A 23015-nucleotide genomic window follows, 5' to 3' on the forward strand; every position below is an offset into this window, starting at 1 on the left:
ACGCCTGCCCTTTCTAAACCGGAGCCGTCCCATGTCCCTGCCACGCACCGCGACCACATTCGCCCCTCCGGTGATGGAGGCGCGCCGCTGGCTGGACGGTGTCACCCATCCCGAAGGCCGTCCGCTGATCAACGTGAGCCAGGCCGCCCCGGTCGAGCCGCCCCCCCAAGCGCTGCGTCAGGCGATGGCCGATGCGGCGCTGACCCGCGACGATGCGCATCTTTATGGCCCCGTTCTGGGCATGCCCGCACTGCGGGACGCGCTGGCCGCACAGATCAGCAGCCATTACGAAGCGCAGGTCGCGGGCGATCACGTGGCGATCACCTCGGGCTGCAATCAGGCTTTCGCTGCCGCCATCGCGACGCTCTGCGCCGAGGGCGACGAGGTGATCCTGCCGACGCCATGGTATTTCAATCACAAGATGTGGCTGGACATGTCGGGCGTCGCTTCGGTTGCGCTGCGCACCCGCGACGATCTGCTGCCCGACGTCGATGACGCGCGCGCGCTGATCACGCCGCGCACCCGTGCGATTGCGCTGGTCACGCCCAACAATCCCGGCGGTGTGGAATACCCCGCCGATCTGGTCCGCGCCTTCTATGATCTGGCACAAGAGACGGGCATCGCCCTGCTGGTCGACGAAACCTACCGTGATTTCGACAGCCGCACCGGCGCGCCACATCCTTTGTTCCAGCGGGACGGATGGCAAGACACCTTCATCCACCTCTATTCCTTTTCAAAGGCTTACCGCCTGACCGGCCACCGTGTCGGTGCACTTGCCGCGTCGCCTGCGCGTCTGGCCGAGGTCGAGAAGTTCCTCGACACCGTGGCGATCTGCCCCGGTCAGATCGGCCAGTACGCTGCCCTGTGGGGGCTGGAAAACCTGTCGCAATGGGTTGCGGGCGAGCGCGACGAGATCCTGGCCCGCCGCGCGGCCATCGCCGACGGGTTTGACGTGCTCAAGGCGCAGGGGTGGCGGCTGCTGGGTCTGGGGGCTTACTTCGCCTATCTCGAACACCCCTTCGCGATGTCCTCGGCCGAACTTGCCCCGCGACTGGTGCGCGATGCGGGCATCCTGTGCCTGCCCGGCACCATGTTCTGCCCCGACGACGATACCACCGGCGCGCGCCAGTTGCGGATCGCTTTTGCCAACCTCGATGTGCCGGGAATCGCCGCGTTTTACAGCCGTCTCGCGGCATTGGACCTGCTGCGCTGACGCCCCTTGCCCCTGCCCTGCACGCTCGGTAGACAAGGCAAACTTTATCGAGGACCCGCATCATGGCAGTACGCACGAAGAACATGTCGAAAACCCTGGTATGGATCTTGATGGGTCTGCTGATACTGGGCCTGGGCGGCTTTGGCGCGACCAACCTGTCGGGCACCCTGCGCACCGTGGGCACCGTCGGCGACAAACACATCGACATCGACCAATATGCCCGCCAGCTCAGCCAGGAAATCCGCGCGGTCGAGGCGCAGACCGGCGAACAGCTGCCCTTTGCCCGTGCGCAAGCGATGGGCCTAGATCAATCCGTTCTGCAACGTCTGGTCCGCCAGCGCGCGTTGGACAACGAGACCGACAAGCTGGGCCTGTCCATCGGTGACGCAGCCCTGCGCGACGAGATCCTGCAAATCCGCGCCTTTCGCGGTGTGGACGGTGAATTCAACCGCGAAGGGTATCGGATGGCGCTGGAACAGTCGGGGATGAGCGAGAGCGAATTCGAGACAAGCCTGCGCGAAGAAGCCGCCCGCAGCCTGCTGCAAGGCGCCATCGCCTCGGGCGTCGTGATGCCCGACACCTATGCAAAGACGCTGGTGGACTACGTGGGCGAGACCCGCGATTTCACCTGGTCGCGCCTGAACGCCGACGATCTGGACACGCCGATTGCCGCGCCGACCGAAGAAGAACTGCGCGCCTATCACAGCGAGAACCAGGCCGACTATCAGCGCCCCGAGACCAAAAAGATCACCTATGCGTTGCTGACCCCCGACATGCTGGTGGACACAGTCGAGGTCGATCAGGCCGACCTGCAAGCTGCCTATGACGCGCGCGCCGAGCAATACCAGCAACCCGAGCGTCGCCTGGTCGAGCGCCTGCCGTTCCTGGATGACGAGGCTGCTGACCGGGCCGCCGCGGCGCTGGAAATGCAGGGCACCACATTCGAACAACTGGTGCAGGATCGCGGTCTGGATCTGGCCGACGTCGACATGGGCGATGTCGCTCTGGACGAACTGGATGCCGCCGGCGAGGCCATCTTTGCCGCCGAAGTGGGCGATGTCGTGGGCCCGCTGCCCTCGCCGCTGGGGCCTGCGCTCTACCGCGTCAACGGCGTGCTGCCCGCGCAGAACACCACCTTCGAACAGGCGGAACCCGAACTGCGCGCCACGCTGGCCGCCGACCGTGCCCGCCGTCAGGTCGAAATTCAGATGAATGATTACGACGATCTGCTGGCAGGCGGCGCGACGCTGGAGGAACTGGCAGGCGAGAGTGCGATGACCGTCGACACCATCGACTGGTTCGAGGGCATGGATGACGCGATGTCGGGCTATACCGAATTCCGCGAGGCCGCGCAGGCGCTGACGCTGGACGACTATCCGCAGATCGAACGCCTGAGCGATGGTGGCATCTTTGCCCTGCGTCTGGACGAGGTGATCCCCGCCCGCGACGCGACCTTTGAGGAGGCGCGCAAGGATGTGGCTGCCGACATGACCGCCGCCCGCACCGAGGCTGCGCTGACCGCCCGCGCCGAAGAGCTGCTGCCGCAACTGAAAGAGGGCGCAGGCTTTGCCGATCTGGAACTGGATTCCATCGAAGAAGCTGATCAGGCCCGCAACGCGTTCATCCAGAACACGCCGCGCGGCTTCATGGCGCAGGTCTTCGAGATGGACGAAGGCGACATCAACCTGATCACCGGTCAGGGCATGGTCGTGATCGTGCGTCTGGACGACATCCTGCCAGCCCAGGACAACGCCGAAGCCACTGCCCTGCAAGAGCAGCTTGCCGAGCAGATGAACCAGTCGCTGTCGCAGAACATCCTGGACATCTACACCGCTGACACCACCATTCGGGCCCGGCCCCAGATCGACCAGCGCGCGGTACAGGCCGTTCACGTGAACTTTCCCTGATACGGGATTTTGAAATGGCTCTGACCCCCGCATATGACGACTTTGCCGCCGGTTTCGACGCTGGCCGCAATCAGATTGTCTATACCCGCCTTGCCGCAGATCTGGACACGCCGGTGTCGTTGATGCTGAAACTGACGGGGGCTGCCGAAAACGCTTTCGTGCTGGAATCGGTGACAGGCGGCGAAGTGCGCGGGCGCTATTCGATCATCGGCATGAAGCCCGACCTGATCTGGCGCTGCACCGGCGAGACATCCGCCGTGAACCGCGCTGCGCGCTATGACGCCGATGCGTTTCAGCCGATGGAGGGCAATCCGCTCGACGCGCTGCGGGCGCTAATCGCGGAATCGAAGATCGATCTGCCCGACGATCTACCGCAAGCGACGGCGGGTCTGTTCGGCTATCTGGGCTATGACACCGTGCGCCTGGTCGAACATCTGCCGGATGTGAACCCCGACCCGCTGGGCCTGCCCGATGCGTTGATGCTGCGCCCGTCGGTCGTCGCCGTGCTGGACGGGGTCAAGGGCGAGGTGACCGTGGTGTCGCCCGCGTGGGTCAATGACGGCCAATCGGCACGCGCGGCTTATGCGCAGGCGGCCGAGCGGGTGATGGACGCGGTGCGCGATCTGGAGCGCGCCATGCCCCGCGAAACCCGCGATCTGGGCGAGGCATCGGTCAGCGTCGAGCCGGTCAGCAACTTCAGCCATCAAGGCTATCTTGAGGCAGTGGAAAAGGCCAAGGACTACATCCGCGCCGGTGATATCTTTCAGGTGGTGCCAAGCCAGCGTTGGTCGCAGGCGTTTCCGCAACCGCCCTTCTCGCTCTACCGGTCGCTGCGCCGCACCAATCCGTCGCCCTTCATGTTCTATTTCAACTTTGGCGGCTTTCAGGTGATCGGGGCCAGCCCGGAAATCCTTGTGCGTGTGTTCGGCAATGAAATCACCATCCGCCCAATCGCGGGCACCCGGCCACGTGGCGCCACGCCCGAGGAAGACCGCGCGCTTGAGGACGATCTGCTGGCGGATCAGAAGGAACTGGCCGAGCATCTGATGTTGCTGGATCTGGGCCGCAACGACGTGGGCCGTGTGGCCAAGATCGGCACAGTGCGCCCGACGGAAGAATTTATCGTCGAACGCTACAGCCACGTGATGCACATCGTGTCGAATGTGGTGGGCGAGATGGCCCCCGGCAAGGACGCGCTGGATGCGTTTTTCGCAGGGATGCCCGCAGGCACGGTATCAGGCGCGCCCAAGGTCCGCGCGATGGAGATCATCGACGAACTGGAGCCGGAAAAGCGCGGCGTCTATGGCGGCGGTGTCGGTTATTTCAGCGCGGGCGGCGACATGGACATGTGCATCGCGTTGCGCACCGCCGTGGTCAAGGACCAGACACTCTACATCCAGGCAGGCGGCGGCGTGGTCTATGACAGCGATCCACAATCGGAATACATGGAAACCGTTCACAAATCCGGCGCGATCCGCCGTGCGGCAGAAGATGCGGCACGGTTCGGCGGCGGCAACGGATAGACAGAGGCCACCCATACCATGAGCCGTCCCCCCTTCGAGATTGCAGGCAAACGCATCGCGGCGGGCACCAGCGACACCGTGGATCTGCCGGTGTCGATCCTGCCCGACCACACGCCGGTGCATATGTCCGTTCAGGTGCACCACGGCAAGCGCGAGGGCCCCGCGATGTTCGTCTCGGCTGCGGTCCACGGCGACGAGGTGATCGGCGTCGAGATCGTGCGCCGCCTGCTGCGCGCGCCGCAATTGTCCAGCCTTCGCGGCACGCTTCTGGTGGTGCCTGTGGTCAACTCATTCGGCTTTCTCAACCGCTCGCGCTATCTGCCCGACCGGCGTGATCTGAACCGGTGTTTTCCCGGCACGCCCTCGGGGTCGCTGGGGTCACGGCTGGCGCATCTGTTCCTGCACGAGATCGTCATGCGCTGCGATTTCGGGATCGACCTGCATTCGGCGGCGATCCATCGCACCAACCTGCCGCAGTGCCGCATCACGCCGGGCGACAAGATCACCGCAAAGATGGCGCGCGACTTCGGCGCGCCGGTCATCCTGAACTCGCCGCTGCGAGACGGGTCGCTGCGCGGCGAGGCTGCCGCGCGGGGCACACCGGTGCTGCTCTATGAGGCGGGCGAAGGGTTGCGGTTCGACGAATTTGCCGTGCGCGCCGGTGTGGCAGGCATCCTGCGGGTCATGCGCGCGCAGGACATGCTGCCGGCCAAGGGCATCGCACGCGGCAAGGCCGCATCGCTGATCTGCAAGGGCTCGCATTGGCTGCGCGCGCCTGCGGGCGGCTTGCTGCGCACCTTTCGTGACACCGGCGAAGTGGTGGAAAAGGGCGATGTGCTGGCCGCCATCTCAGACCCCTTCGGCCACATCGAGGTCGAGTTGAAAGCCCCCGACGGCGGCATCCTGATCGGGCGCGCGATCCTGCCCGTGGTCAACGAGGGCGACGCGATCTTTCATCTGGCGGAACTTGGCCCGCGCGCCGACGAGGACACGGTCGAGGATATGACCGCCCAGCTTGGGGCCGACCCGATCTTTGACGAAGACGAGATTATCTAGCGGCTAGTCGTCCACCTGCGCCTTCAGCAGCGTCGACACAGGCACCAGCGCCACGCGTTCGGCCCGGTCCTGCAAGCCCCAGAGCAGCAGCGCAGAGATCGTGTCGGGGCGCACGCGGCCCAGCATGATCACGCCGCCCTCTTGCCCTGCCCGGAACGCCGCCTGATCCAGAAAACGCCGGATCACGGTGGGCGTCTGGTCGGCACTGTCGAAATCGCGAAACACGGTGGCGGCGGGTATGCCTTCGCGCAGGGCCAGCTTTTGCGCGGTGTTCAGCCCCTTGGACTGCATCACGATGCCATGGCCGCTGCCACCCAGAATGCCGACCACCTGATCCGAAAGAGCACGGTCGGCCTGAAAGCCGGTGCCGACCCCCTCCAGCACGCCGATGGCCTGCGGCACCGCGTCGAGCGCTGCGGCAACGCCGACTTCGGCATCGGACGGCGTGGCCCCTGCGGGCAGGTCGATCAGCGCCAGAACCTCAAGCCCTTCGGCGCGGTAGGCGGCAGCACGCTCGGCGGCGTCAGGCAGGGTCGCGTCGATGGCAAAGCTCAGCGGATAGGGAAAGCTACGCAGGGCGGCCAGACCGACGGTGCCGCCGCTCAGATCGGCACCATTGTCGATCAGCACGATGGACATCATCGGCTTCGACGGGTCGATCGCGTCCTGCTCGGTCATGAAGGCATAGGCGTCGATGGGGTCCTGGTCGGGTTCGAGCGCGGCTTCAGTTTCGGCCGCAGCTTCCGGGGCCTGCGCATCGGGAATTGGCACAGACGGCGTGTCACGATCCACCAGCGAGCCGACGCGCTGATCCAGCAGGGGCGTCTGCGCGGGCTCCTCTTCGGCAAGGGTGTCTTCTTCGGCTGCGGTGTCTGTTTCGGTGCCAGCGTCTGCGTCGGTATCTGCTTCAGAGACGACCTCCTCTTCTGCTGCGGGCGCGTCCACATCTGGCACAACCACCACCGTCACGCCATCATCCTCGACGTCAGCTTCGGAGGTGTCGAAACCGCTGTCCTCGGCCACTTCGGGCGCGGGCGGTTGGGCCGGTTCGGTGGAAATGCTCAAATCGTCCGCATCGGGCTGCGCGGGCAGCGCGGCCTGCGGGCTGGGCAACACCGGCTCGTCGGATTGGACAACCACGCCACCGTCGGCAACGGGCGCTTCGGGCGCGACAAGCCCGGCAGTGCCGCCGGTTTCGGGACGCAGCGGCGTGTCGGTGCCCGCGTCGCTCGCGGCGGCCACATCATCGGCCTGAGGCTCGGGCACCATCGGCGCACCTGCACCGGTCGCAAGATCGGCATCGCCCGCCATTTGCGGGGTCTCGGCGCTGCCCTCTTCGGGCGCGGCACCCACGACGGGGGCGGACACGACCATATCAGGTGCAGCCGGTGCATCGGCCTGAATCGACGCGATCCCCACCGCACCGACGCCGACCAAGGCCCCAACCATTGCTCCGCTCAAAAACCCTCGCGCCATGTCTGTTCGTCCCTGCCTGTTGCGTGCTCACCCTAACGGGTTTTTTGTACTCTTGTCATCGCCCACTGTGCCCTGTCTTCGGCCACTCTGCCCTGTCTTCCGGCCCCCGCCCCCTTGACGCTGACGGGCAAGCCTGAACAAGTGTGCCTCGCTTATACAGTGCAGGTGGCCTTGGCCTCCAGCCCCCTAAATGCAAAGTTTGACCCATGCTGCTGCTGATCGACAACTACGACAGTTTTACCTATAACCTCGTGCATTATCTGGGGGAATTGGGCGCCGAAGTTGCCGTTCACCGCAACGATGCGCTGGATGTTCAGGCGGCGATGGCGATGAACCCCGCGGGCATCCTGCTGTCGCCGGGGCCTTGCGACCCCGATCAGGCGGGCATCTGTCTGGCGCTGACGCAGGCCGCAGCCGAAACCCGCACGCCGCTCATGGGCGTGTGCCTGGGTCACCAGACCATCGGACAGGCCTTCGGCGGCAAGGTCGTGCGCGCGCCCGACATCGTGCATGGCAAGATGGGCGCGATGCAACACGAGGGTCGCGGCCTGTTTGCCGGTCTGCCCACCCCATTCGAGGCGACGCGCTATCATTCGCTGATCGTCGAACGCGCCACCCTTCCCGACTGCCTGGAAGTAACCGCCGAGCTGGACGACGGCATCATCATGGGCCTGCAGCACCGAGACCTGCCGATCCACGGCGTGCAGTTCCACCCCGAGAGCATAAGGTCGCAACATGGCCATGCGCTGCTGAAGAATTTCCTGGACGTGCTGAAGGTGCCCGCATGAGTGATACCCTCAAACCCCTGATCGACGCCGCCGCCAATGGCCCGCTGACCCGCGCGCAGGCCGAGGCCGCGTTCGCGATCCTCTTTGACGGCGAGGCGACGCCCGCCCAGATCGGCGGACTGCTGATGGCGCTGCGCACCCGAGGCGAGACGGTCGACGAATACGCCGCCGCCGCAGCCGTCATGCGCGCCAAGTGCAATCCGGTTCAGGCCCCTGCGGGGGCGATGGACATCGTGGGCACAGGCGGCGACGGTAAGGGCACGCTGAACATCTCGACCGCGACGGCCTTTGTGGTGGCAGGCGCGGGCGTGGTGGTGGCCAAGCACGGCAACCGCAACCTCAGCTCCAAATCCGGTGCCGCCGATGCGCTGACCCAGATGGGGCTGAAGGTCATGGTCGGCGCTCCGGTCGTGGAACGTGCGCTGCGCGAGACCGGAATCGGTTTCATGATGGCACCGATGCACCACCCCGCGATTGCCCATGTCATGCCTGCGCGCACCGAGCTTGGCACCCGCACGATCTTCAACATCCTGGGGCCTCTGACCAACCCCGCGGGCGTCAAACGCCAGCTGACGGGGGCCTATCGGCGCGATCTGATCCGACCGATGGCCGAAACGCTGGGGCAGCTGGGCAGCGAAAAGGCGTGGCTGGTCCACGGCTCGGACGGCACGGACGAGCTGACGATTACCGGCGTCTCGTGGGTCTCGGCGCTGGATGGCGGCACCATCACCGATATGGAAGTGCACCCCGAGGACGCGGGCCTGCCTGTGCATCCGTTCGAAGAGATCGTCGGCGGCACGCCCGAACAGAACGCGACGGCCTTCAACGCGCTGCTGGATGGCGCGCCCTCTGCCTACCGCGACGCCGTGTTGCTGAATTCTGCGGCGGCCCTAGTTGTTGCAGATGCAGCCGCCGATCTGAAAACAGGCGTCGAAATGGCCCGCACGTCCATCGACAGTGGGGCCGCACGGGCCAAGATCGCGGCTGTCGCCAAAATCACGCAAGAGGGCTGACCGCCTGACGCCCGCATCTGCCACAGAAAGCCGACCCATGACCGAGACAATCCTAGACCGCATCAAAGCCTACAAACTGGAAGAAATTGCCGCCGACAAACAGGTAAAAACCCTGGGCGACGTCGAGGCCGAAGCGCGCAACGCGCCGCCGCTGCGCCAGTTCGCCGAGGCGCTTTATTCAGAGGCGCGCGAGGGGTACGGGCTGATTGCCGAGATCAAAAAAGCCAGCCCTTCCAAGGGGATGATCCGCCCGGACTTCAATCCTGCCGCCCACGCGCAGGCCTATGAACAGGGCGGTGCCGCGTGCCTGTCCGTGTTGACCGACACGCCCAGCTTTCAGGGGGCCAAGAGCTTTCTGGTCGAGGCCCGCGCCGCCTGTTCGCTGCCTGTGTTGCGCAAGGATTTCATGTACGACCCCTATCAGGTGATCGAAGCGCGCGCGCTGGGGGCCGATTGTATCCTGATCATCATGGCCTCTGTCTCGAACCCGCAGGCAGTCGAGCTGGAAGAGACTGCCATCGAGTGGGGGATGGATGTGCTGATCGAGGTTCACGACGAGGCAGAACTGGCCCGTGCCAGCGTTCTGAAAAGCCCGCTGATCGGGATAAACAACCGCAATCTCAAGACCTTCGAGACCTCTCTTGATACGACGCGCACCCTGTCGAAGCTGGTGCCGGAGGACCGCACGATCGTCTGCGAAAGCGGTCTGAACACGCCCAAGGAACTGGCCGAGATGGCGCGCTATGGCGTGCGCAGTTTCCTGATCGGCGAAAGCCTGATGCGACATGATGATGTGGCGGCGGCGACCCGCGCGCTGCTGGCGAACCCGCTGCAACCTGCTGGGGGCATGTAGGGTGGCTGACGCACCGGCTGGCAAGCTGTCGCATTTTGACGCCGAAGGTCAGGCGCATATGGTCGATGTCACCGACAAGGCCGTGACGGACCGTGTGGCCGTGGCTGCGTGTCACATCAAGATGGCCCGTGAAACCTTTGATATCATTACTGAAGGTCGCGCCAAGAAGGGCGATGTTCTGGGCGTTGCGCGGCTGGCGGGGATCATGGGCGCGAAGCGCACCTCGGATCTGATCCCGCTGTGCCATCCGCTGCCGATCACAAAGGTAGCGCTGGATCTTGCGCCCGATGCAGCCCTGCCGGGTATTCGCATCACTGCCACGGTCAGGACCACCGGCCAGACCGGCGTGGAAATGGAGGCGCTGACTGCCGCCTCGACTGCGGCGCTGACGGTTTATGACATGGCCAAGGCCGTGGACAAGGCGATGGAGATCGGCGGGCTGCACGTGGTTCTGAAAGATGGTGGAAAATCAGGGCGGTACGAAGCGACATGATCCCAGTTTCGCAGGCGCTCGACCACCTTTTTGCGCTGGTGCGCCCGCTGGATGTGGAAACCGTACCGCTGCGGCGCGCGCATGCGCGCGTGCTTGCCGAAACCGTCACTGCGCGGCGCACACAGCCGCCCTTTGCCGCATCGGCGATGGACGGATATGCGGTAAAATCTGCCGAGGTCGAGACCGATGCGCTGTTCAAGGTCATCGGCGAATCCGCTGCCGGACACGGGTTCGAGGGCACTGTCGGCGCGGGGCAAGCGGTGCGTATCTTCACCGGCGCGCCCGTCCCGCAAGGTGCTGATTTCGTTGTGATTCAAGAGGACGTGACCCGGCGCGGCACGTTGATCACGCTGAACCACAACCTGAGTTCCGGCAACAACATTCGCCCCGCAGGCACTGACTTTACCGAAGGCACGGCCATGCCCGCACCCCGCCGTCTTTCGCCGGGGGACGTGGCTCTGCTGGCGGCGATGAACGTGGCGCAAGTGCCGGTGACGCGCGCGCCGGTGGTGGCGCTGATCTCGACCGGGGACGAATTGGTGATGCCCGGTGAGATGCCGGGCGATGATCAGATCATCGTATCGAACACCTTTGGACTGGCGGCGCTGCTTGAAACGCTGGGCGCTGTGCCGCGTATTCTGCCGATTGCGCGCGATACGAAGCCTGGTTTGCGGCAGGTTCTGGAGCTGGCGGCGGAGGCCGATCTGATGGTGACCATCGGCGGTGCTTCGGTCGGGGATCATGATCTGGTGGGGGCCGTGGCCGCCGAAATGGGCATGCAGCAATCGTTCTACAAGGTGGCGATGCGCCCCGGTAAGCCATTGATGGCAGGCACTTTAAACGGCGTTCCAATGATCGGCCTGCCGGGAAATCCGGTGTCTGCGATGGTCTGCGGGACGGTGTTTCTGGCCCCCGTCATCCGTGCAATGCAGGGGTTGGGATGTGCGCCTGCGCCGCGTCGGCAGATGCCGCTGACTGCGCCGCTGGAGGCCAACGGGCCGCGCGAGCATTACATGCGTGCGGTTGCCGAATCACAGGGGGTTCGAGACGCCGGACGGCAGGACAGTTCGCTGCTGAGCGTGCTGGCCACGGCCAATGCGCTGATCGTGCGGCCGCCCGACGATGCGGCGCGCGGTGTCGGTGACATGGTGGATGTGATCGACCTGTAAGCGTCGGAAGCAGTTGACACAAAACGGGAACATGTATAGAACAAAGCAAAACCAACTCTGCCGAGGGGCTTGCGCATGCTGACGAAGAAGCAACTGGATCTATTGGAATTCATTCACAAAAGGGTCCAGCGTGACGGTGTGCCGCCCAGTTTCGACGAGATGAAAGAGGCACTGGACCTGCGGTCGAAATCCGGCATCCACAGGTTGATTACCGCCTTGGAAGAACGCGGTTTTATCCGCAGGCTGGCGCACCGTGCGCGGGCTTTGGAGATTGTTAAGCTGCCCGAGAGTATGGGCGGCGCGCCGACGTCCGGTTTTGCGCCGCGGGTGATTGATGGCGACCGGCCCGATGGTCCGCCGCCTGCTTCGGCGCTGCCGGTCGAGGCGCTTTATGCCACGGAACTGCCCGTGATGGGCCGGATTGCCGCCGGTGTGCCGATCGAGGCGATCCAGCAGGCGTCGCATACGGTGGCGGTTCCGGGGCAGATGCTGACCGGCAAGGGCGAGCACTATGCCCTTGAAGTCAAAGGCGATTCCATGATCGAGGCGGGGATCAACGACGGTGATGTCGTGGTGATCCGCGAGACATCGGTGGCGGAGAATGGCGATATCGTGGTGGCGCTGATCGAGGATCAGGAGGCGACGCTGAAACGCTATATGAAGCGCGGCAATACGATTGCGCTGGAGGCTGCGAACCCTGCCTATGAGACGCGGGTGTTTACCGATGACCGGGTCAAGATTCAGGGCAAGCTGGTCGGGCTGATCCGCACCTACTGAGGTTTTCGGTACATATTCGGCGGGTTCCTGTACACATTCCGCAGGCCCGATTTTCGCGGTTTTTGCGGGGGTAACGGGGATTTGTACATATCTGGCCGGATTAGGTACATATTCATTCCGGGGGCGGTTCTGGCGGGGTTTTTCCCGGTCAGAACCGCCCCTTTTTCATGCGCGGATCAGCGCGCCCAGCCGGACCACATGCGGTCGCCCGTGACGTCGCGGGCGGTGCGCAGGTGGACGCCGTCCCTGCCCTGCACCAGCGCGATTGCACCCGTCGTGCGCAGACGTTTGGGGTCGTAGACGTCGCAGCCTGCGAGCGGCACCTGGGGTGTCACGCTGACCACCACCACCTGCCCCGGCGCGCAGGACGCAAAATCGGCCAAGCCGGTTTTGCCGATCAGATGGACAAGCTCGACGGTGCCCGCTCCGAGGCCGACCGTCGCCAGTTTGGTGCGCGAAGCGATGTCGCCCTGCCAGCGGGCGGCGGCATTCTGTTGGTCAACCCCGTCGCCGTCGTTTTCCAGCCAGTTCTGCGCCACGAAGCCTGCGCCCTTTTCCTTGCTCAGCGCGCGGCCTTGGGTGGTCATCACGCCGACGATGCCGCCGTCTTCGGCGATCAGGGCGGCGGGGCGGTCGGCCCCTGCCCAGAGCAGACCGCCAAGCGCCATTGCCGTCAGCCCGCCCCAGCGGGCGCGCCCCTGCCACAGGATCACCACCAGCGCGCCGAAGGCGATCAGCGGCAGCACCCAAGGACCGGGTCCGTGCACGAAGCTGCGCGCGCCGTCCAAGGATGCGACCCATTCCGCCACCGCCAGTATCCAGCGCAGGCCGAGGCCCATCAGCCACAGGCCGATCCAATCGAGACCGAAGGGGGCCAGAAGTGCCGCCAGCACCGCCGCCGGGACCACCAGCATCCCCATCAGCGGAACCGAGGCGAGGTTGGCGAGCAGCGCGTAATGCGAGATCGTGTTGAAATGCGCAGCGCCAATGGGGGCGGTCGCCAGCCCCGCGATGGCGGAGGACATCAGCACCCCGACCACGGGTTGCAGCCAGCGCGGGCCGGTTTTCACCCTGCCGTCCCGCATCCAGCCGAAGACCGCGACGAGGGCCACGGTGGCGGCGAAGGACATCTGGAAACCGGGGCCAAGCAGTGCCTCGGGGCGCAGGACAAGCACGATGATTGCAGCGATGGCAACCGCGCGCAGGCTGATGGCGCGGCGGTTCAGCATCACCGCGACCAGTGCCACGGCGGCCATGACATAGGCGCGTTCGGTCGCGACGTTGCCGCCCGAGAGTGCGAGGTATCCGGTGGCGGCGATCAGCGCGCCCACGGCTGCGATCCTGCGCGCAGGCAGGCGGAGCGCGGCACCCGGAATGGCGGCCAGTACGAGGCGCAAAAGGCCCAGCACGAAGCCGCTGAGCAGGCCCATGTGCAGGCCCGAGATCGCCAGCAGGTGTGCGGTGTTGCTGGCACGCAGGTCTTCGAGCGCGGCGAGGCTGATGCCGCTGCGGTCGCCGGTGGTGACGGCGGCGGCGAAACCGCCCACGTCGCCCGGCAAAGCTGCGCGCACATGGGCCGAGATTGCCATGCGCACGCGGAAGGTTGCGAGCGACCAGTCGTTTTGGGGCAGTTCCAGCCCGACCAGCGGCACGCGGGCATAACCGACTGCCCCCAGTTTCGCGAACCAGGCGTGGCGCTGGAAGTCGAAGCCGCCGGGCTCTGTCGGGCCGCCGGGGGGTGACAGGTGGGCGGTGGTCATCACGCGCATGCCTGGTTGCGGGTCGATGCCCTGCATTTGCCCATGCAGCGATACGCGGACGCGCAGGGGCGTGCGGGCGGGCGAGACGCGTTCCAGCACCACGCGGTCGAGGGTGACGCGCACCGCGTCCGATCCGCTGCGGTCAAGGGCGACCACGCGCCCCTCGACCGCGCCGTAGTAGCGCCAGCCCAGCACCGGGCCCGCGACGCTGTGCGACCGGACGGCGGCGAGCAGTGCGCCCGCCAGCATCAGAACCAGTGCCACGGGGATCGGGCGGAACGCCTCGCCCGTGCGGCGGGCGATCAGCGCGAGAGTCAGCGCGAGACCTGCGGCCCCGGCCAGCTGCGTCATGTCAGGCTCGAACCGCAGGGCGAAGAAGCCACCGATGCCCACGGCGAGACAGACCGGCACCCAGTGGAGGAGATGGCCGCGCTGCACCAGCATCATGTGTTCGAGGGCCCCGAGCCCTTGCAGCAGCGACCGACGTGCCATCCGCATACTTGCCCCTCATGGGTCCACTGGGTAGACAGACGCCAAACCTAGCCATCTTCCGGTTACTGAAAGGTAAACGCTCCATGTCCGACGACGTCGTCACCCGTTTCGCGCCCTCTCCCACGGGCTATCTGCACATCGGTGGCGCACGCACGGCGCTGTTCAACTGGCTCTATGCGCGGGGGCGCGGCGGCAAGTTCCTGTTGCGGATCGAGGACACCGACCGGGCGCGGTCCACGCCCGAGGCGACGGCGGCGATCTTGCAGGGGCTTGCCTGGCTGGGTCTTGACCACGACGGCGAGGTCGTGAGCCAGTTCGAGCGCGCGCCGCGCCATGCGGAGGTGGCGCTGGAGCTGCTGGCGCAGGGCAAGGCGTACAAGTGTTTCGCGACGCAGGAGGAGATCGAGGCGTTTCGCGCGGCGGCCAAGGCGGAAGGCAAGTCGACGCTGTTCCGCTCGCCCTGGCGGGATGCGGAGGCGTCGGCCCATCCCGACGCGCCCCATGTGATCCGAATCAAGGCGCCGCTGGAGGGCAAGACCGTGATCCGCGACGAGGTGCAGGGCGATGTGACCATCGGCAACGACCAGCTGGACGACATGGTGCTGCTGCGCTCGGACGGGTCGCCCGTCTATATGCTGGCGGTGGTGGTCGACGATCACGATATGGGTGTGACCCATGTGATCCGGGGCGATGACCATCTGAACAACGCAGCGCGGCAGATGATGATCTATGACGCGATGGGCTGGGACGTGCCGGTCTGGGCGCATATTCCGCTGATCCACGGGGCCGACGGCAAGAAGCTGTCGAAGCGGCACGGGGCACTTGGTGCGCAGGAATATCAGGTGATGGGCTATCCTGCGGCGGGCATGCGCAACTATCTGTCGCGGCTGGGCTGGAGCCACGGCGACGACGAGTTTTTCACCGACGCGCAGGCGCTGGAGTGGTTCGACCTGGGGGGCATCGGCAAGAGCCCGGCGCGGTTCGACACCAAGAAGCTGGAAAATCTGAGCGGTCAGCACATTGCCGCGAGCGATGACGCTGCGTTGCAGCGCGAGCTGGTCGCGTTCCTGGAGGCGGCCGGTTTGCCCGCGCTGACGGAGGCGCAGGATGCTGCACTGCTCAAGGCGATGCCGTTTTTGAAGGAGCGGGCCAAGACGTTCCCGGAACTGATTGATAAGGCACAGTTTGCCCTTACGTCCCGCCCCGTGCAAGTGGATGAAAAGGCTGCAAAAGCGCTGGATGTGGAAAACCGCACACTGCTCGCGCAATTGACGCCGCATCTGCAAAATGATAGCTGGGATCGAGACAGCCTGGAGGCGAAACTGAACGACTTTGCCGAACGGCATGACACCAAGTTCGGCAAACTGGCGGCCCCGCTTCGGGCGGCGCTGGCAGGTCGCGCAGTGACCCCTTCTGTGTTTGACATGATGCTGGTGCTTGGCCCCGAAGAAAGCCTTGCCCGGATCACCGATGTCGCTACCTGAGTTTGGTTAATCCGTTCTGTTAACCCGTTCTAAAGGATAAGCGACGTAGCAATTGGCCCGAGCTTTGGTTCGGGCGCCGCCGGTGGCATTGCCCCCCCGCGCGAAACTCTGGAAGGGACCGCATGGCCGACTCGAACAAGACTGCGAAACTCACGATTGACGGCAAGGACTATGAGCTGCCGATCCACACGCCCACCGCTGGACCTGACGTTCTCGACATCCGCAAGCTTTATGCCCAGGCGGGCGTGTTCACCTATGATCCGGGCTATACCTCGACGGCAAGCTGCGACAGCACCATCACCTTCATCGACGGCGACGAGGGTGTGCTGCTGCACCGTGGCTATCCGATCGACCAGCTGGCGGGCAAATCGCACTACCTCGAAGTGTGCTATCTGCTGCTTTACGGCGAGCTGCCGTCGCCTGCGGAGCTGGAGGATTTTGAACACCGTGTGACCAACCACACGATGCTGCACGAGCAGATGTTGAACTTTTTCCGCGGGTTCCGCCGCGATGCGCACCCGATGGCCGTGATGGTCGGCGTGGTGGGCGCGATGTCCGCGTTCTATCACGACAGCACCGACATCAACGATCCGTGGCAGCGCGAGGTCGCGTCGATCCGTCTGATCGCCAAGATGCCGACGATTGCCGCGATGGCCTATAAATACACCATCGGCCAGCCGTTCGAATATCCGCGCAACGATCTGGACTATGCGTCGAACTTCCTGCGGATGTGCTTTGCCGTGCCTGCGGAAGAATATGTGGTGAACCCGATCCTGAGCCGCGCGATGGACCGTATTTTCACGCTGCATGCGGACCACGAGCAGAACGCATCGACATCGACCGTGCGTCTGGCGTCGTCTTCGGGCGCGAACCCGTTTGCCTGTATCGCTGCCGGTGTCGCCTGTCTGTGGGGGCCTGCGCACGGCGGCGCCAACCAGGCCTGTCTGGAAATGCTGAAGGAAATCGGCACGCCGGACCGTATTCCCGAATTCATCGCCCGCGCCAAGGACAAGAACGATCCGTTCCGTCTGATGGGCTTTGGTCACCGCGTCTACAAGAACCACGACCCGCGCGCGACCGTGATGAAGGAAAGCGCCGACGAGGTTCTGGAACTGCTGGGCATCGAGAACAACCCGGTGCTGCAGGTCGCGAAAGAGCTGGAGAAACAGGCGCTGGAAGATCCGTATTTCGCGGAGAAGAAGCTGTTCCCGAACGTCGATTTCTATTCGGGCATCATTCTCGAAGCGATGGGCTTCCCCACGTCGATGTTCACCCCGATCTTTGCGCTGTCGCGCACCGTCGGCTGGGTGTCGCAGTGGAAGGAAATGATCGGCGATCCGCAGAACAAGATCGGCCGCCCGCGCCAGCTGTACCTGGGCGAGACCGCGCGCGATTACGTGGACATCGAAAACCGCTGAATTTTCGGGTTCTGAAATTGGAAAAGCCACCCTTCGGGGTGGCTTTTTTCGTTTATCGGAGGGAATTGGGTGGGAAACAGGTCAATGTTTACCATTTGGAAACAGTGGGGGGTGTAGCGTTAAAAGCGTTATTTGACGCAAGCTGGGCGCGATTTCATCGTTTTACTCCGGAACCATATCCTGGGCGAATGGTGATTGGGGTATCTGGCATTTGTCTCGCCGGGCCTGCTGCTGCCTGGGGCATGTTCGAGATTTTCGACGAAGCGGACGACACTGGGGAGGAGGAGGACGACGGTAACATCAATGGCTGCAGCGGCGGGGCCGACTGCAACAGGTCTGCCACCTCTGTGCTGGCGGCGTGACGGCGTTGAGCGCCAGAGGGCTTTGATCTTCGGGACTGGCTCGGGAGAGATTGGTCAAGCCGACCTTGCTGCCCGATGCGGGGAATGGCGGGTTTGAGGCTAGAGGGTAGGATGCTGTGCTGTGGATGAATGTCAGCTTTTCTGATAGATTATGACCGTGACCCGACTTCCAATGGTCACTTCTTGTTTGGAATTGGTAGGTTAAGTGAGGCCATAAGCTGATCATCGATCAACTTCTGTTCCTCCTTGGAGAACTCCAAATAGTTGGTGACCAAATTCAATCCGTGAAAGATTATTTCGAGCATCGGTATTATAGCTTCAGGGTCAATCCTGACATAAACGCGATCACCCTTGCCGTAGTCCTTCGTTACCTTTTCCTGAAACGCAAAGCACTGAGGGATTATGCCAAGCAGGCCAAACTTTGTCTCTTTGGTTAAGAAGAATGAAATCTGTGGTAATTCATCAAACATAAGCTTGATATAATCCCGATATTCATCAATCTCAAAAATCTCCGTCTGGCTGTCTTCTACGCCATCAAACATAATTTCGATTTTAGACTGAAAGTTCCTCGTCGTTGTTTTTTGCTGAAGAATTTTACCAATGAAATCATGTAGGAAGCTTGTGTCCTTGCGGCGAACTTCATCTTCACTGATAGCTGCAATGCCAATCCCACCATCCTGCATTGCGGTGGTGACTTTCCAGAAGTGCTTCGCTTCCTCAGTGATTGTTTCAATGTCAGGAAGTAATTTGAGCAACTTTACCTTGTCATTCTGGAGCACGTTTCGCTTAGGAATGTTCAGTGTCCAACTACCACCGCGAGCCACGATCTTTTCTGAATCAAATACTTCCCAGTAGCAGTTTTCTCGATCGGGGCTCCCGATGATGATGAGCACTGGCATGGGGTGGTTCTTGTAGTAATTTAGGTGCTTCCCTTCTCCCCTAAATGTAAATCCAAGAGGGTTCTCATCGCTTAAGTAGCTTTCACCATACTTGATTTGAACCGCAATTTGTTGCCCCGTCACATCGCCTTCGTCCGTCACAACATCAAGATATCCATCAATGCCAAAATCATGTTCGCTGTGGTTCTTGCGAAAAACCCAACCAAAATGAAATGACACTATCCTCGAAACGGTCCAGACACCCATTTCGCCAGTTTGGTCCGCTTTTGTGTACTTTGGATTGGTGGGCATCTCAATCAACCTAGGCTCAGCCACTCAATTAACGACTGCAATAGCATTGCCATAACGCACCAACTATATGACATTGAAGCGGTGGCGCAATAGTTGACCCCTTGCAGGCCGTTGTTTAGTCAGAGACTTTTGCAGAGCGTACCAAAGCAGACATTGTAGCATTTGCCTCGCATGGCAGCTACGTCCGCACACACCGGACCTTGCCCGCTGTCCCTTGCAAGGTCCGGTGCGGGGAGCCATTTACCGCCCTTCGAAGTTCGCCTTGCGTTTTTCGGTGAAGGCCACGACGCCTTCGACGAAATCGCGGCTTTCGGCGCATTGGCCCTGTTCCGAGGCTTCGAGTTCAAGCTGCTGTTCGAGGTCGTTGGCCCAGCTGGCGCGCAGGACGCGTTTGATGGCGCCGTAGGTTTTGGTCGGGCCGTTGGCCAGATGGGCGGCGCGGGCTTTCCAGTGGGTGTCAAAGTCGGCGTCGGGGACGGCCTCCCAGATCATGCCCCAGTCGTCGGCCTGTCTGGCGCTGATGCGGTCGGCGAAGAGGGCGGCGCCCATTGCCTTGGACATGCCCATCGTGCGCGGCAGCGTATAGGTGCCGCCCGCGTCGGGGATGAGCGCGATGCGCGCGAAGGCCTGCAGGAAATAGGCGCGTTCGGCGGCGATGACCACGTCGGCGGCCAACGCGAGGTTGGCGCCGGCCCCTGCCGCCACGCCGTTGACGGCGCAGATCGTCGGCACCGGGCAGTTGACGATGGCGCGCAGCATCGGGGCGTATTCGTCGCGCAGGGTGCGTTCGGTGTTTTCCGCACCCAAGCCGCCGGTGCCGTCGCCCAGATCCTGACCCGAGCAGAACGCCCGGTCGCCCGTGCCTGTCAGCACCACGACGCGGGCTTCCTTGCCCGCGCGGTCCACGGCCTGTGCAATCTCGGCGCGCATCTGGCTGTTGAGGGCGTTCATCTTTTCGGGGCGGTTCAGCGTCACGGTGGCGATACCGTCGGCAAGATCGTAGGTCAGCGTTTCGTAATGCATCTGGTGGGGGTCCCTTCCCTGTCAGTCCCTGAGTTTGCGGGGCTTTTGGCCTTTTGCGCGCAGCTTAGCAAACCACGGCGGCAGGCCCAGCGAAACCGCGCGTCACTCGTCGAGAATTTCGGCCAGACGGCGGCGTTCTTCGGGGCTGAGGGCCGTGTCCTGCGGCTCGGGCGCGCGCGATCTGGCGCGCAGGTAGAGCGTGGCACCGAAGAGCGCCAGCAGCAGCATCAGCGGCCCTGCCCCCCACAAGAGCCAGTTGGCGCCGGTGGCCTGCGGGCGCAAGAGCACGTATTCGCCGTAGCGGTCGACGATGAAATCCACCGTTTCGGCGTTGCTGTCGCCCGCCACCAGCCGTTCGCGGACCAGCAGGCGCAGGTCGCGGGCGAGCGGTGCGTTGCTTTCGTCGATGCTTTCGTTGCGGCAGACAAGGCAGCGCAGGCCCTGGCTGATGTCGCGGGCGCGGGCTTCGAGCGCGGGATTTTCGAGCACCTCGTCGGGTTCGACCGCCCAGACCGGGGCGGCCAGCATCATCAGGATCAGCACAAGGCGTTTCATTCCGCAGGCACCGCCTGCACCTTGCGCGCGCCCGCGGCGACGCGGAAGCGGCGGTCGCTGAGGCTGAGCCCGCCGCCGAGGGCCATCAGGGCACAGCCGATCCAGATCCAGTTGACCAGCGGTTTGATGTAGGTACGGATGGCCCAGCCGCCCGCGTCCTGTTCGTCGCCGATCACCACATAGACGTCGCGGGCCAGCGACTGGTCGATCGCGGCCTCGGTCGTGGGCATCTGGGCCACGGGGTAGACCCGCTTTTCAGGGCGCAGCTGCGCGATGTCGCGGCCGTCCTTTGCCAGTGTCACGAGGCCCGTGGTGCGGATGTAGTTCGGGCCCTCGCCACGCTCGACGTCGTTGAGCGTCAGGGTGTAGCCGCCGACCTGAAACGGGGTGCCGAGTTGTGCGACGCGGATGTCTTCGGACTGCCATGCGGTCAGGCCCGCGATGCCAAGGACGGTGACGCCAAAGCCCGCGTGGGCCACGGCCTTGCCCCAGTCGGCGCGCGGCAGGCGCATCAGGCGCGCGGCCCCGTCGCGCCCGGTGCGCAGCCACAGATCGACGGCAGCGCCCATCACCAGCCATGCGCCGAGGAAGAGGCCCACGGGCCCCAGCATGCTGCGCCCGGTCTGCATCACCCAGACCAGCCCCCCCAGCGCCAGCGCCAGCACGAAGACGGGGGCCATCACCCGCAGGGCACGGTCCAGCCGCGCACGTTTCCACGGCATGATCGCGCCCACGGGCAGCACCAGCCCCAGCGCCACCATGAAGGGGGTGAAGGCCATGTTGAAGAAGGGCGGCCCGACGCTGAGCTTGCGGTCGAGGAACATCTCGGCCACCAGCGGCCACATGGTGCCGACGAAGACCACGAAACAGGCGACCGCCAGCAGGATGTTGTTGACCAGAAGCGCGCTTTCGCGGCTGACCATGCCAAAGACGCCGCGCGCCTCCATTGCACCTGCGCGCATCGCATAGAGCGTGAGCGCGCCGCCGACGAAAAGTGCGATGATCGCGAGGATGAAGACGCCGCGTTCGGGGTCGTTGGCGAAGGCGTGCACGGAGGTCAGCAGGCCCGAGCGGACGATGAAGGTGCCGATCAGCGAGAAGCCGAAGGCGAGGATCGCCAGCAGGATGGTCCAGCTCTTCAGGCTTTCGCGTTTTTCCACCACGATGGCGGAATGAAACAGCGCTGCGGCCAGAAGCCAGGGCATGAAGGATGCGTTTTCGACCGGGTCCCAGAACCAGAAGCCGCCCCAGCCGAGTTCGTAATAGGCCCACCACGAACCAAGGGCGATGCCGATGGTGAGGAAGATCCACGCGGCCAGGGTCCATGGCCGGACCCAGCGGCCCCATGCGGCGTCGACGCGCCCCTCGATCAAGGCGGCCATGGCAAAGCTGAACGTCATGCTGAGGCCGACGTAGCCCAGGTAGAGAAACGGCGGGTGGAAGGCGAGGCCGGGGTCCTGCAGCAGCGGGTTCAGGTCCTGCCCGTCGAAGGGCGGTACGGCAAGGCGGGTGAACGGGTTGGAGGTGAAGAGGATGAAGGCAAAGAAGGCCACCCCGATCGCCGCCTGCACCGCCAGCACGCGGGCGCGCAGGCTGGGCGGCAGATTGCCCCCGAACCATGCCGCCATCGCGCCGAAAAGCGTGACGATCAGCACCCAGAGCAGCATCGAGCCCTCGTGGTTGCCCCATGTGCCGCTGATCTTGTAGAGCATCGGTTTCGCCGAATGGCTGTTCAGCACCACCAGCCGCAGCGAGAAATCCGAGGTGATGAAGGCCCACATCAGCGCGCCGAAGGCCGCGAGCGTCAGGAAGAATTGCGCATTGGCGGCAGGTTCGGCCACCGCCATCCACGCCGCATTGCGCCGCTGCGCACCGATCATCGGCACCACGGCCTGTACGATCGCCACCAGAAAGGCGAGGATCAGCGAAAAGTGACCAAGTTCTGTAATCATGCAGGTCTTATACGCGCGTCGGCCGCGCGTCACAATCCGGCGGAGCGCGTGCCGTCATTGTGTCGCATCATTTGTGTGGGGGTGTGTGGGGGGGGCCGAGACGTGCAGATTGCGGGGAAGGTCGGGTTAGAGATCAGAGTGACGGATGCTACGTTTCGCACCAATGACGGCTTTGCGCAGGAAGCGGACGTCCAAGGTTTCAGAGCCGATGATGCTCGGCAACCACTAAGACATAGGGCTCGTGGATCGCGCGCATCGCAAAAATCGAAGGCCCGATAGCCATTGGCTTTAAGGACGCCTTGCTCGCTTGCCATGGCAAAGATAGACACTGGTTACGTCTTTGGAGAATTTCGCGATGATGTGTATCGATCAATTATTGAGCATGCTAGGGCCTGTGGACAATCATCTTGAGGCTATAAGTGCTGCTACGAGGTTCCAACACGCTGCGTAACTGCAATCCGTTTTGTCGTATCTTGTGGCGATCCCTCTGAACTCTTTGATTTTTGCAAAG

General features: G+C 63.8%; 19 protein-coding genes and 1 pseudogene. 13 read left to right on the forward strand and 7 right to left on the reverse strand.

The window, feature by feature from the left end; translation table 11 throughout:
- The first annotated feature begins 31 nt into the window (after nucleotides 1-31).
- From NTA49_RS16215 to NTA49_RS16230, 4 genes are all read left to right on the forward strand, one after another.
- Nucleotides 32-1213 (forward strand): aminotransferase, encoded by a 1182-nt coding sequence (locus NTA49_RS16215; protein ID WP_258295855.1) that lies wholly within the window; start codon nucleotides 32-34, stop codon nucleotides 1211-1213.
- Between the two features lie 62 nt (nucleotides 1214-1275).
- A complete protein-coding gene (locus NTA49_RS16220; RefSeq protein ID WP_258295856.1) occupies nucleotides 1276-3120 on the forward strand; it encodes a peptidyl-prolyl cis-trans isomerase in 1845 nt (614 codons plus the stop codon).
- Nucleotides 3121-3134: 14 nt separating this feature from the next.
- On the forward strand, nucleotides 3135-4643 hold the full coding sequence (trpE, locus tag NTA49_RS16225) for an anthranilate synthase component I (protein WP_258295857.1): 1509 nt from the start codon (nucleotides 3135-3137) through the stop codon (nucleotides 4641-4643).
- 18 nt (nucleotides 4644-4661) lie between these two features.
- Nucleotides 4662-5699: a succinylglutamate desuccinylase/aspartoacylase family protein gene (locus NTA49_RS16230; RefSeq protein WP_258295858.1), complete on the forward strand. Its 1038-nt coding sequence runs from the start codon at nucleotides 4662-4664 to the stop codon at nucleotides 5697-5699.
- A 3-nt stretch (nucleotides 5700-5702) separates the two neighbouring features.
- Here NTA49_RS16230 and NTA49_RS16235 read toward each other — a convergent pair whose 3' ends face one another.
- A complete protein-coding gene (locus NTA49_RS16235; protein ID WP_258295859.1) occupies nucleotides 5703-7148 on the reverse strand; it encodes a divergent polysaccharide deacteylase family protein in 1446 nt (481 codons plus the stop codon).
- A 233-nt stretch (nucleotides 7149-7381) separates the two neighbouring features.
- Here NTA49_RS16235 and NTA49_RS16240 point away from each other — a divergent pair, with 233 nt between their 5' ends.
- The 6 genes from NTA49_RS16240 (at nucleotide 7382) to lexA (ending at nucleotide 12268) form a co-directional block, all read left to right on the forward strand.
- Entirely contained in the window at nucleotides 7382-7963 is a 582-nt protein-coding gene (locus NTA49_RS16240) for an anthranilate synthase component II (protein ID WP_258295860.1), read from the forward strand.
- Entirely contained in the window at nucleotides 7960-8976 is a 1017-nt protein-coding gene (trpD, locus tag NTA49_RS16245) for an anthranilate phosphoribosyltransferase (protein ID WP_258295861.1), read from the forward strand. The genes NTA49_RS16240 and trpD overlap by 4 nt, the downstream gene beginning before the upstream one ends.
- 37 nt (nucleotides 8977-9013) lie before the next feature.
- A complete protein-coding gene (gene trpC / locus NTA49_RS16250) occupies nucleotides 9014-9829 on the forward strand; it encodes an indole-3-glycerol phosphate synthase TrpC (protein WP_258295862.1) in 816 nt (271 codons plus the stop codon).
- 1 nt (nucleotide 9830) lies between these two features.
- A complete protein-coding gene (gene moaC, locus NTA49_RS16255; protein WP_258295863.1) occupies nucleotides 9831-10322 on the forward strand; it encodes a cyclic pyranopterin monophosphate synthase MoaC in 492 nt (163 codons plus the stop codon).
- Complete coding sequence (locus NTA49_RS16260; RefSeq protein WP_258295864.1) at nucleotides 10319-11491, forward strand: molybdopterin molybdotransferase MoeA; 1173 nt, start codon at nucleotides 10319-10321, stop codon at nucleotides 11489-11491. The genes moaC and NTA49_RS16260 overlap by 4 nt, the downstream gene beginning before the upstream one ends.
- Before the next feature lie 75 nt (nucleotides 11492-11566).
- Nucleotides 11567-12268 (forward strand): transcriptional repressor LexA, encoded by a 702-nt coding sequence (gene lexA / locus NTA49_RS16265; protein WP_258295865.1) that lies wholly within the window; start codon nucleotides 11567-11569, stop codon nucleotides 12266-12268.
- A gap of 176 nt (nucleotides 12269-12444) precedes the next feature.
- Here the strand turns inward: lexA and NTA49_RS16270 are convergent, their stop codons facing one another.
- Entirely contained in the window at nucleotides 12445-14526 is a 2082-nt protein-coding gene (locus NTA49_RS16270) for a ComEC/Rec2 family competence protein (RefSeq protein WP_258295866.1), read from the reverse strand.
- 77 nt (nucleotides 14527-14603) lie between these two features.
- On the opposite strand from NTA49_RS16270, the gene gltX reads away from it, so the two are divergent.
- The 3 genes from gltX (at nucleotide 14604) to NTA49_RS16285 (ending at nucleotide 17784) form a co-directional block, all read left to right on the forward strand.
- Nucleotides 14604-16004, forward strand: coding sequence for a glutamate--tRNA ligase (gene gltX / locus NTA49_RS16275; protein WP_258295867.1), 1401 nt, complete (start codon nucleotides 14604-14606; stop codon nucleotides 16002-16004).
- 122 nt (nucleotides 16005-16126) lie between these two features.
- Nucleotides 16127-17422, forward strand: a complete 1296-nt coding sequence (gene gltA / locus NTA49_RS16280; protein ID WP_258295868.1) for a citrate synthase — start codon at nucleotides 16127-16129, stop codon at nucleotides 17420-17422.
- Between the two features lie 38 nt (nucleotides 17423-17460).
- Entirely contained in the window at nucleotides 17461-17784 is a 324-nt protein-coding gene (locus tag NTA49_RS16285) for a hypothetical protein (RefSeq protein ID WP_258295869.1), read from the forward strand.
- Between the two features lie 176 nt (nucleotides 17785-17960).
- On the opposite strand, the gene NTA49_RS16290 is transcribed toward NTA49_RS16285, so the two are convergent.
- The 5 genes and pseudogenes from NTA49_RS16290 to NTA49_RS16310 form a co-directional block, all read right to left on the reverse strand.
- Nucleotides 17961-18974 (reverse strand): DUF4365 domain-containing protein, encoded by a 1014-nt coding sequence (locus NTA49_RS16290; RefSeq protein ID WP_258295870.1) that lies wholly within the window; start codon nucleotides 18972-18974, stop codon nucleotides 17961-17963.
- A gap of 240 nt (nucleotides 18975-19214) precedes the next feature.
- The gene (locus NTA49_RS16295) at nucleotides 19215-19997 is read right to left on the reverse strand and encodes an enoyl-CoA hydratase-related protein (protein ID WP_258295871.1); all 783 of its coding nucleotides are present in this window, start codon (nucleotides 19995-19997) and stop codon (nucleotides 19215-19217) included.
- Between the two features lie 102 nt (nucleotides 19998-20099).
- Entirely contained in the window at nucleotides 20100-20552 is a 453-nt protein-coding gene (locus tag NTA49_RS16300) for a cytochrome c-type biogenesis protein (protein ID WP_258295872.1), read from the reverse strand.
- Entirely contained in the window at nucleotides 20549-22504 is a 1956-nt protein-coding gene (locus NTA49_RS16305; RefSeq protein WP_258295873.1) for a heme lyase CcmF/NrfE family subunit, read from the reverse strand. Before NTA49_RS16305 ends, NTA49_RS16300 begins: the two co-directional genes overlap by 4 nt.
- A 402-nt stretch (nucleotides 22505-22906) precedes the next feature.
- Nucleotides 22907-23015: pseudogene (locus tag NTA49_RS16310) on the reverse strand (IS5/IS1182 family transposase); the annotation flags it as partial.

Source organism: Pseudosulfitobacter koreensis (assembly GCF_024733015.1).
Classification (GTDB): Bacteria; Pseudomonadota; Alphaproteobacteria; order Rhodobacterales; family Rhodobacteraceae; genus Pseudosulfitobacter; species Pseudosulfitobacter koreensis.

Bases quoted from the DNA above. Each gene is read 5' to 3' on its own strand.
- NTA49_RS16215 (WP_258295855.1), top strand. From the start codon at position 32: ATGTCCCTGCCACGCACCGCGACCACATTCGCCCCTCCGGTGATGGAG.
- NTA49_RS16220 (WP_258295856.1), top strand. From the start codon at position 1,276: ATGGCAGTACGCACGAAGAACATGTCGAAAACCCTGGTATGGATCTTG.
- trpE (WP_258295857.1), top strand. From the start codon at position 3,135: ATGGCTCTGACCCCCGCATATGACGACTTTGCCGCCGGTTTCGACGCT.
- NTA49_RS16230 (WP_258295858.1), top strand. From the start codon at position 4,662: ATGAGCCGTCCCCCCTTCGAGATTGCAGGCAAACGCATCGCGGCGGGC.
- NTA49_RS16235 (WP_258295859.1), bottom strand. From the start codon at position 7,148: ATGGTTGGGGCCTTGGTCGGCGTCGGTGCGGTGGGGATCGCGTCGATT.
- NTA49_RS16240 (WP_258295860.1), top strand. From the start codon at position 7,382: ATGCTGCTGCTGATCGACAACTACGACAGTTTTACCTATAACCTCGTG.
- trpD (WP_258295861.1), top strand. From the start codon at position 7,960: ATGAGTGATACCCTCAAACCCCTGATCGACGCCGCCGCCAATGGCCCG.
- trpC (WP_258295862.1), top strand. From the start codon at position 9,014: ATGACCGAGACAATCCTAGACCGCATCAAAGCCTACAAACTGGAAGAA.
- NTA49_RS16260 (WP_258295864.1), top strand. From the start codon at position 10,319: ATGATCCCAGTTTCGCAGGCGCTCGACCACCTTTTTGCGCTGGTGCGC.
- lexA (WP_258295865.1), top strand. From the start codon at position 11,567: ATGCTGACGAAGAAGCAACTGGATCTATTGGAATTCATTCACAAAAGG.
- NTA49_RS16270 (WP_258295866.1), bottom strand. From the start codon at position 14,526: ATGCGGATGGCACGTCGGTCGCTGCTGCAAGGGCTCGGGGCCCTCGAA.
- gltX (WP_258295867.1), top strand. From the start codon at position 14,604: ATGTCCGACGACGTCGTCACCCGTTTCGCGCCCTCTCCCACGGGCTAT.
- gltA (WP_258295868.1), top strand. From the start codon at position 16,127: ATGGCCGACTCGAACAAGACTGCGAAACTCACGATTGACGGCAAGGAC.
- NTA49_RS16290 (WP_258295870.1), bottom strand. From the start codon at position 18,974: ATGCCCACCAATCCAAAGTACACAAAAGCGGACCAAACTGGCGAAATG.
- NTA49_RS16295 (WP_258295871.1), bottom strand. From the start codon at position 19,997: ATGCATTACGAAACGCTGACCTACGATCTTGCCGACGGTATCGCCACC.
- NTA49_RS16300 (WP_258295872.1), bottom strand. From the start codon at position 20,552: ATGAAACGCCTTGTGCTGATCCTGATGATGCTGGCCGCCCCGGTCTGG.
- NTA49_RS16305 (WP_258295873.1), bottom strand. From the start codon at position 22,504: ATGATTACAGAACTTGGTCACTTTTCGCTGATCCTCGCCTTTCTGGTG.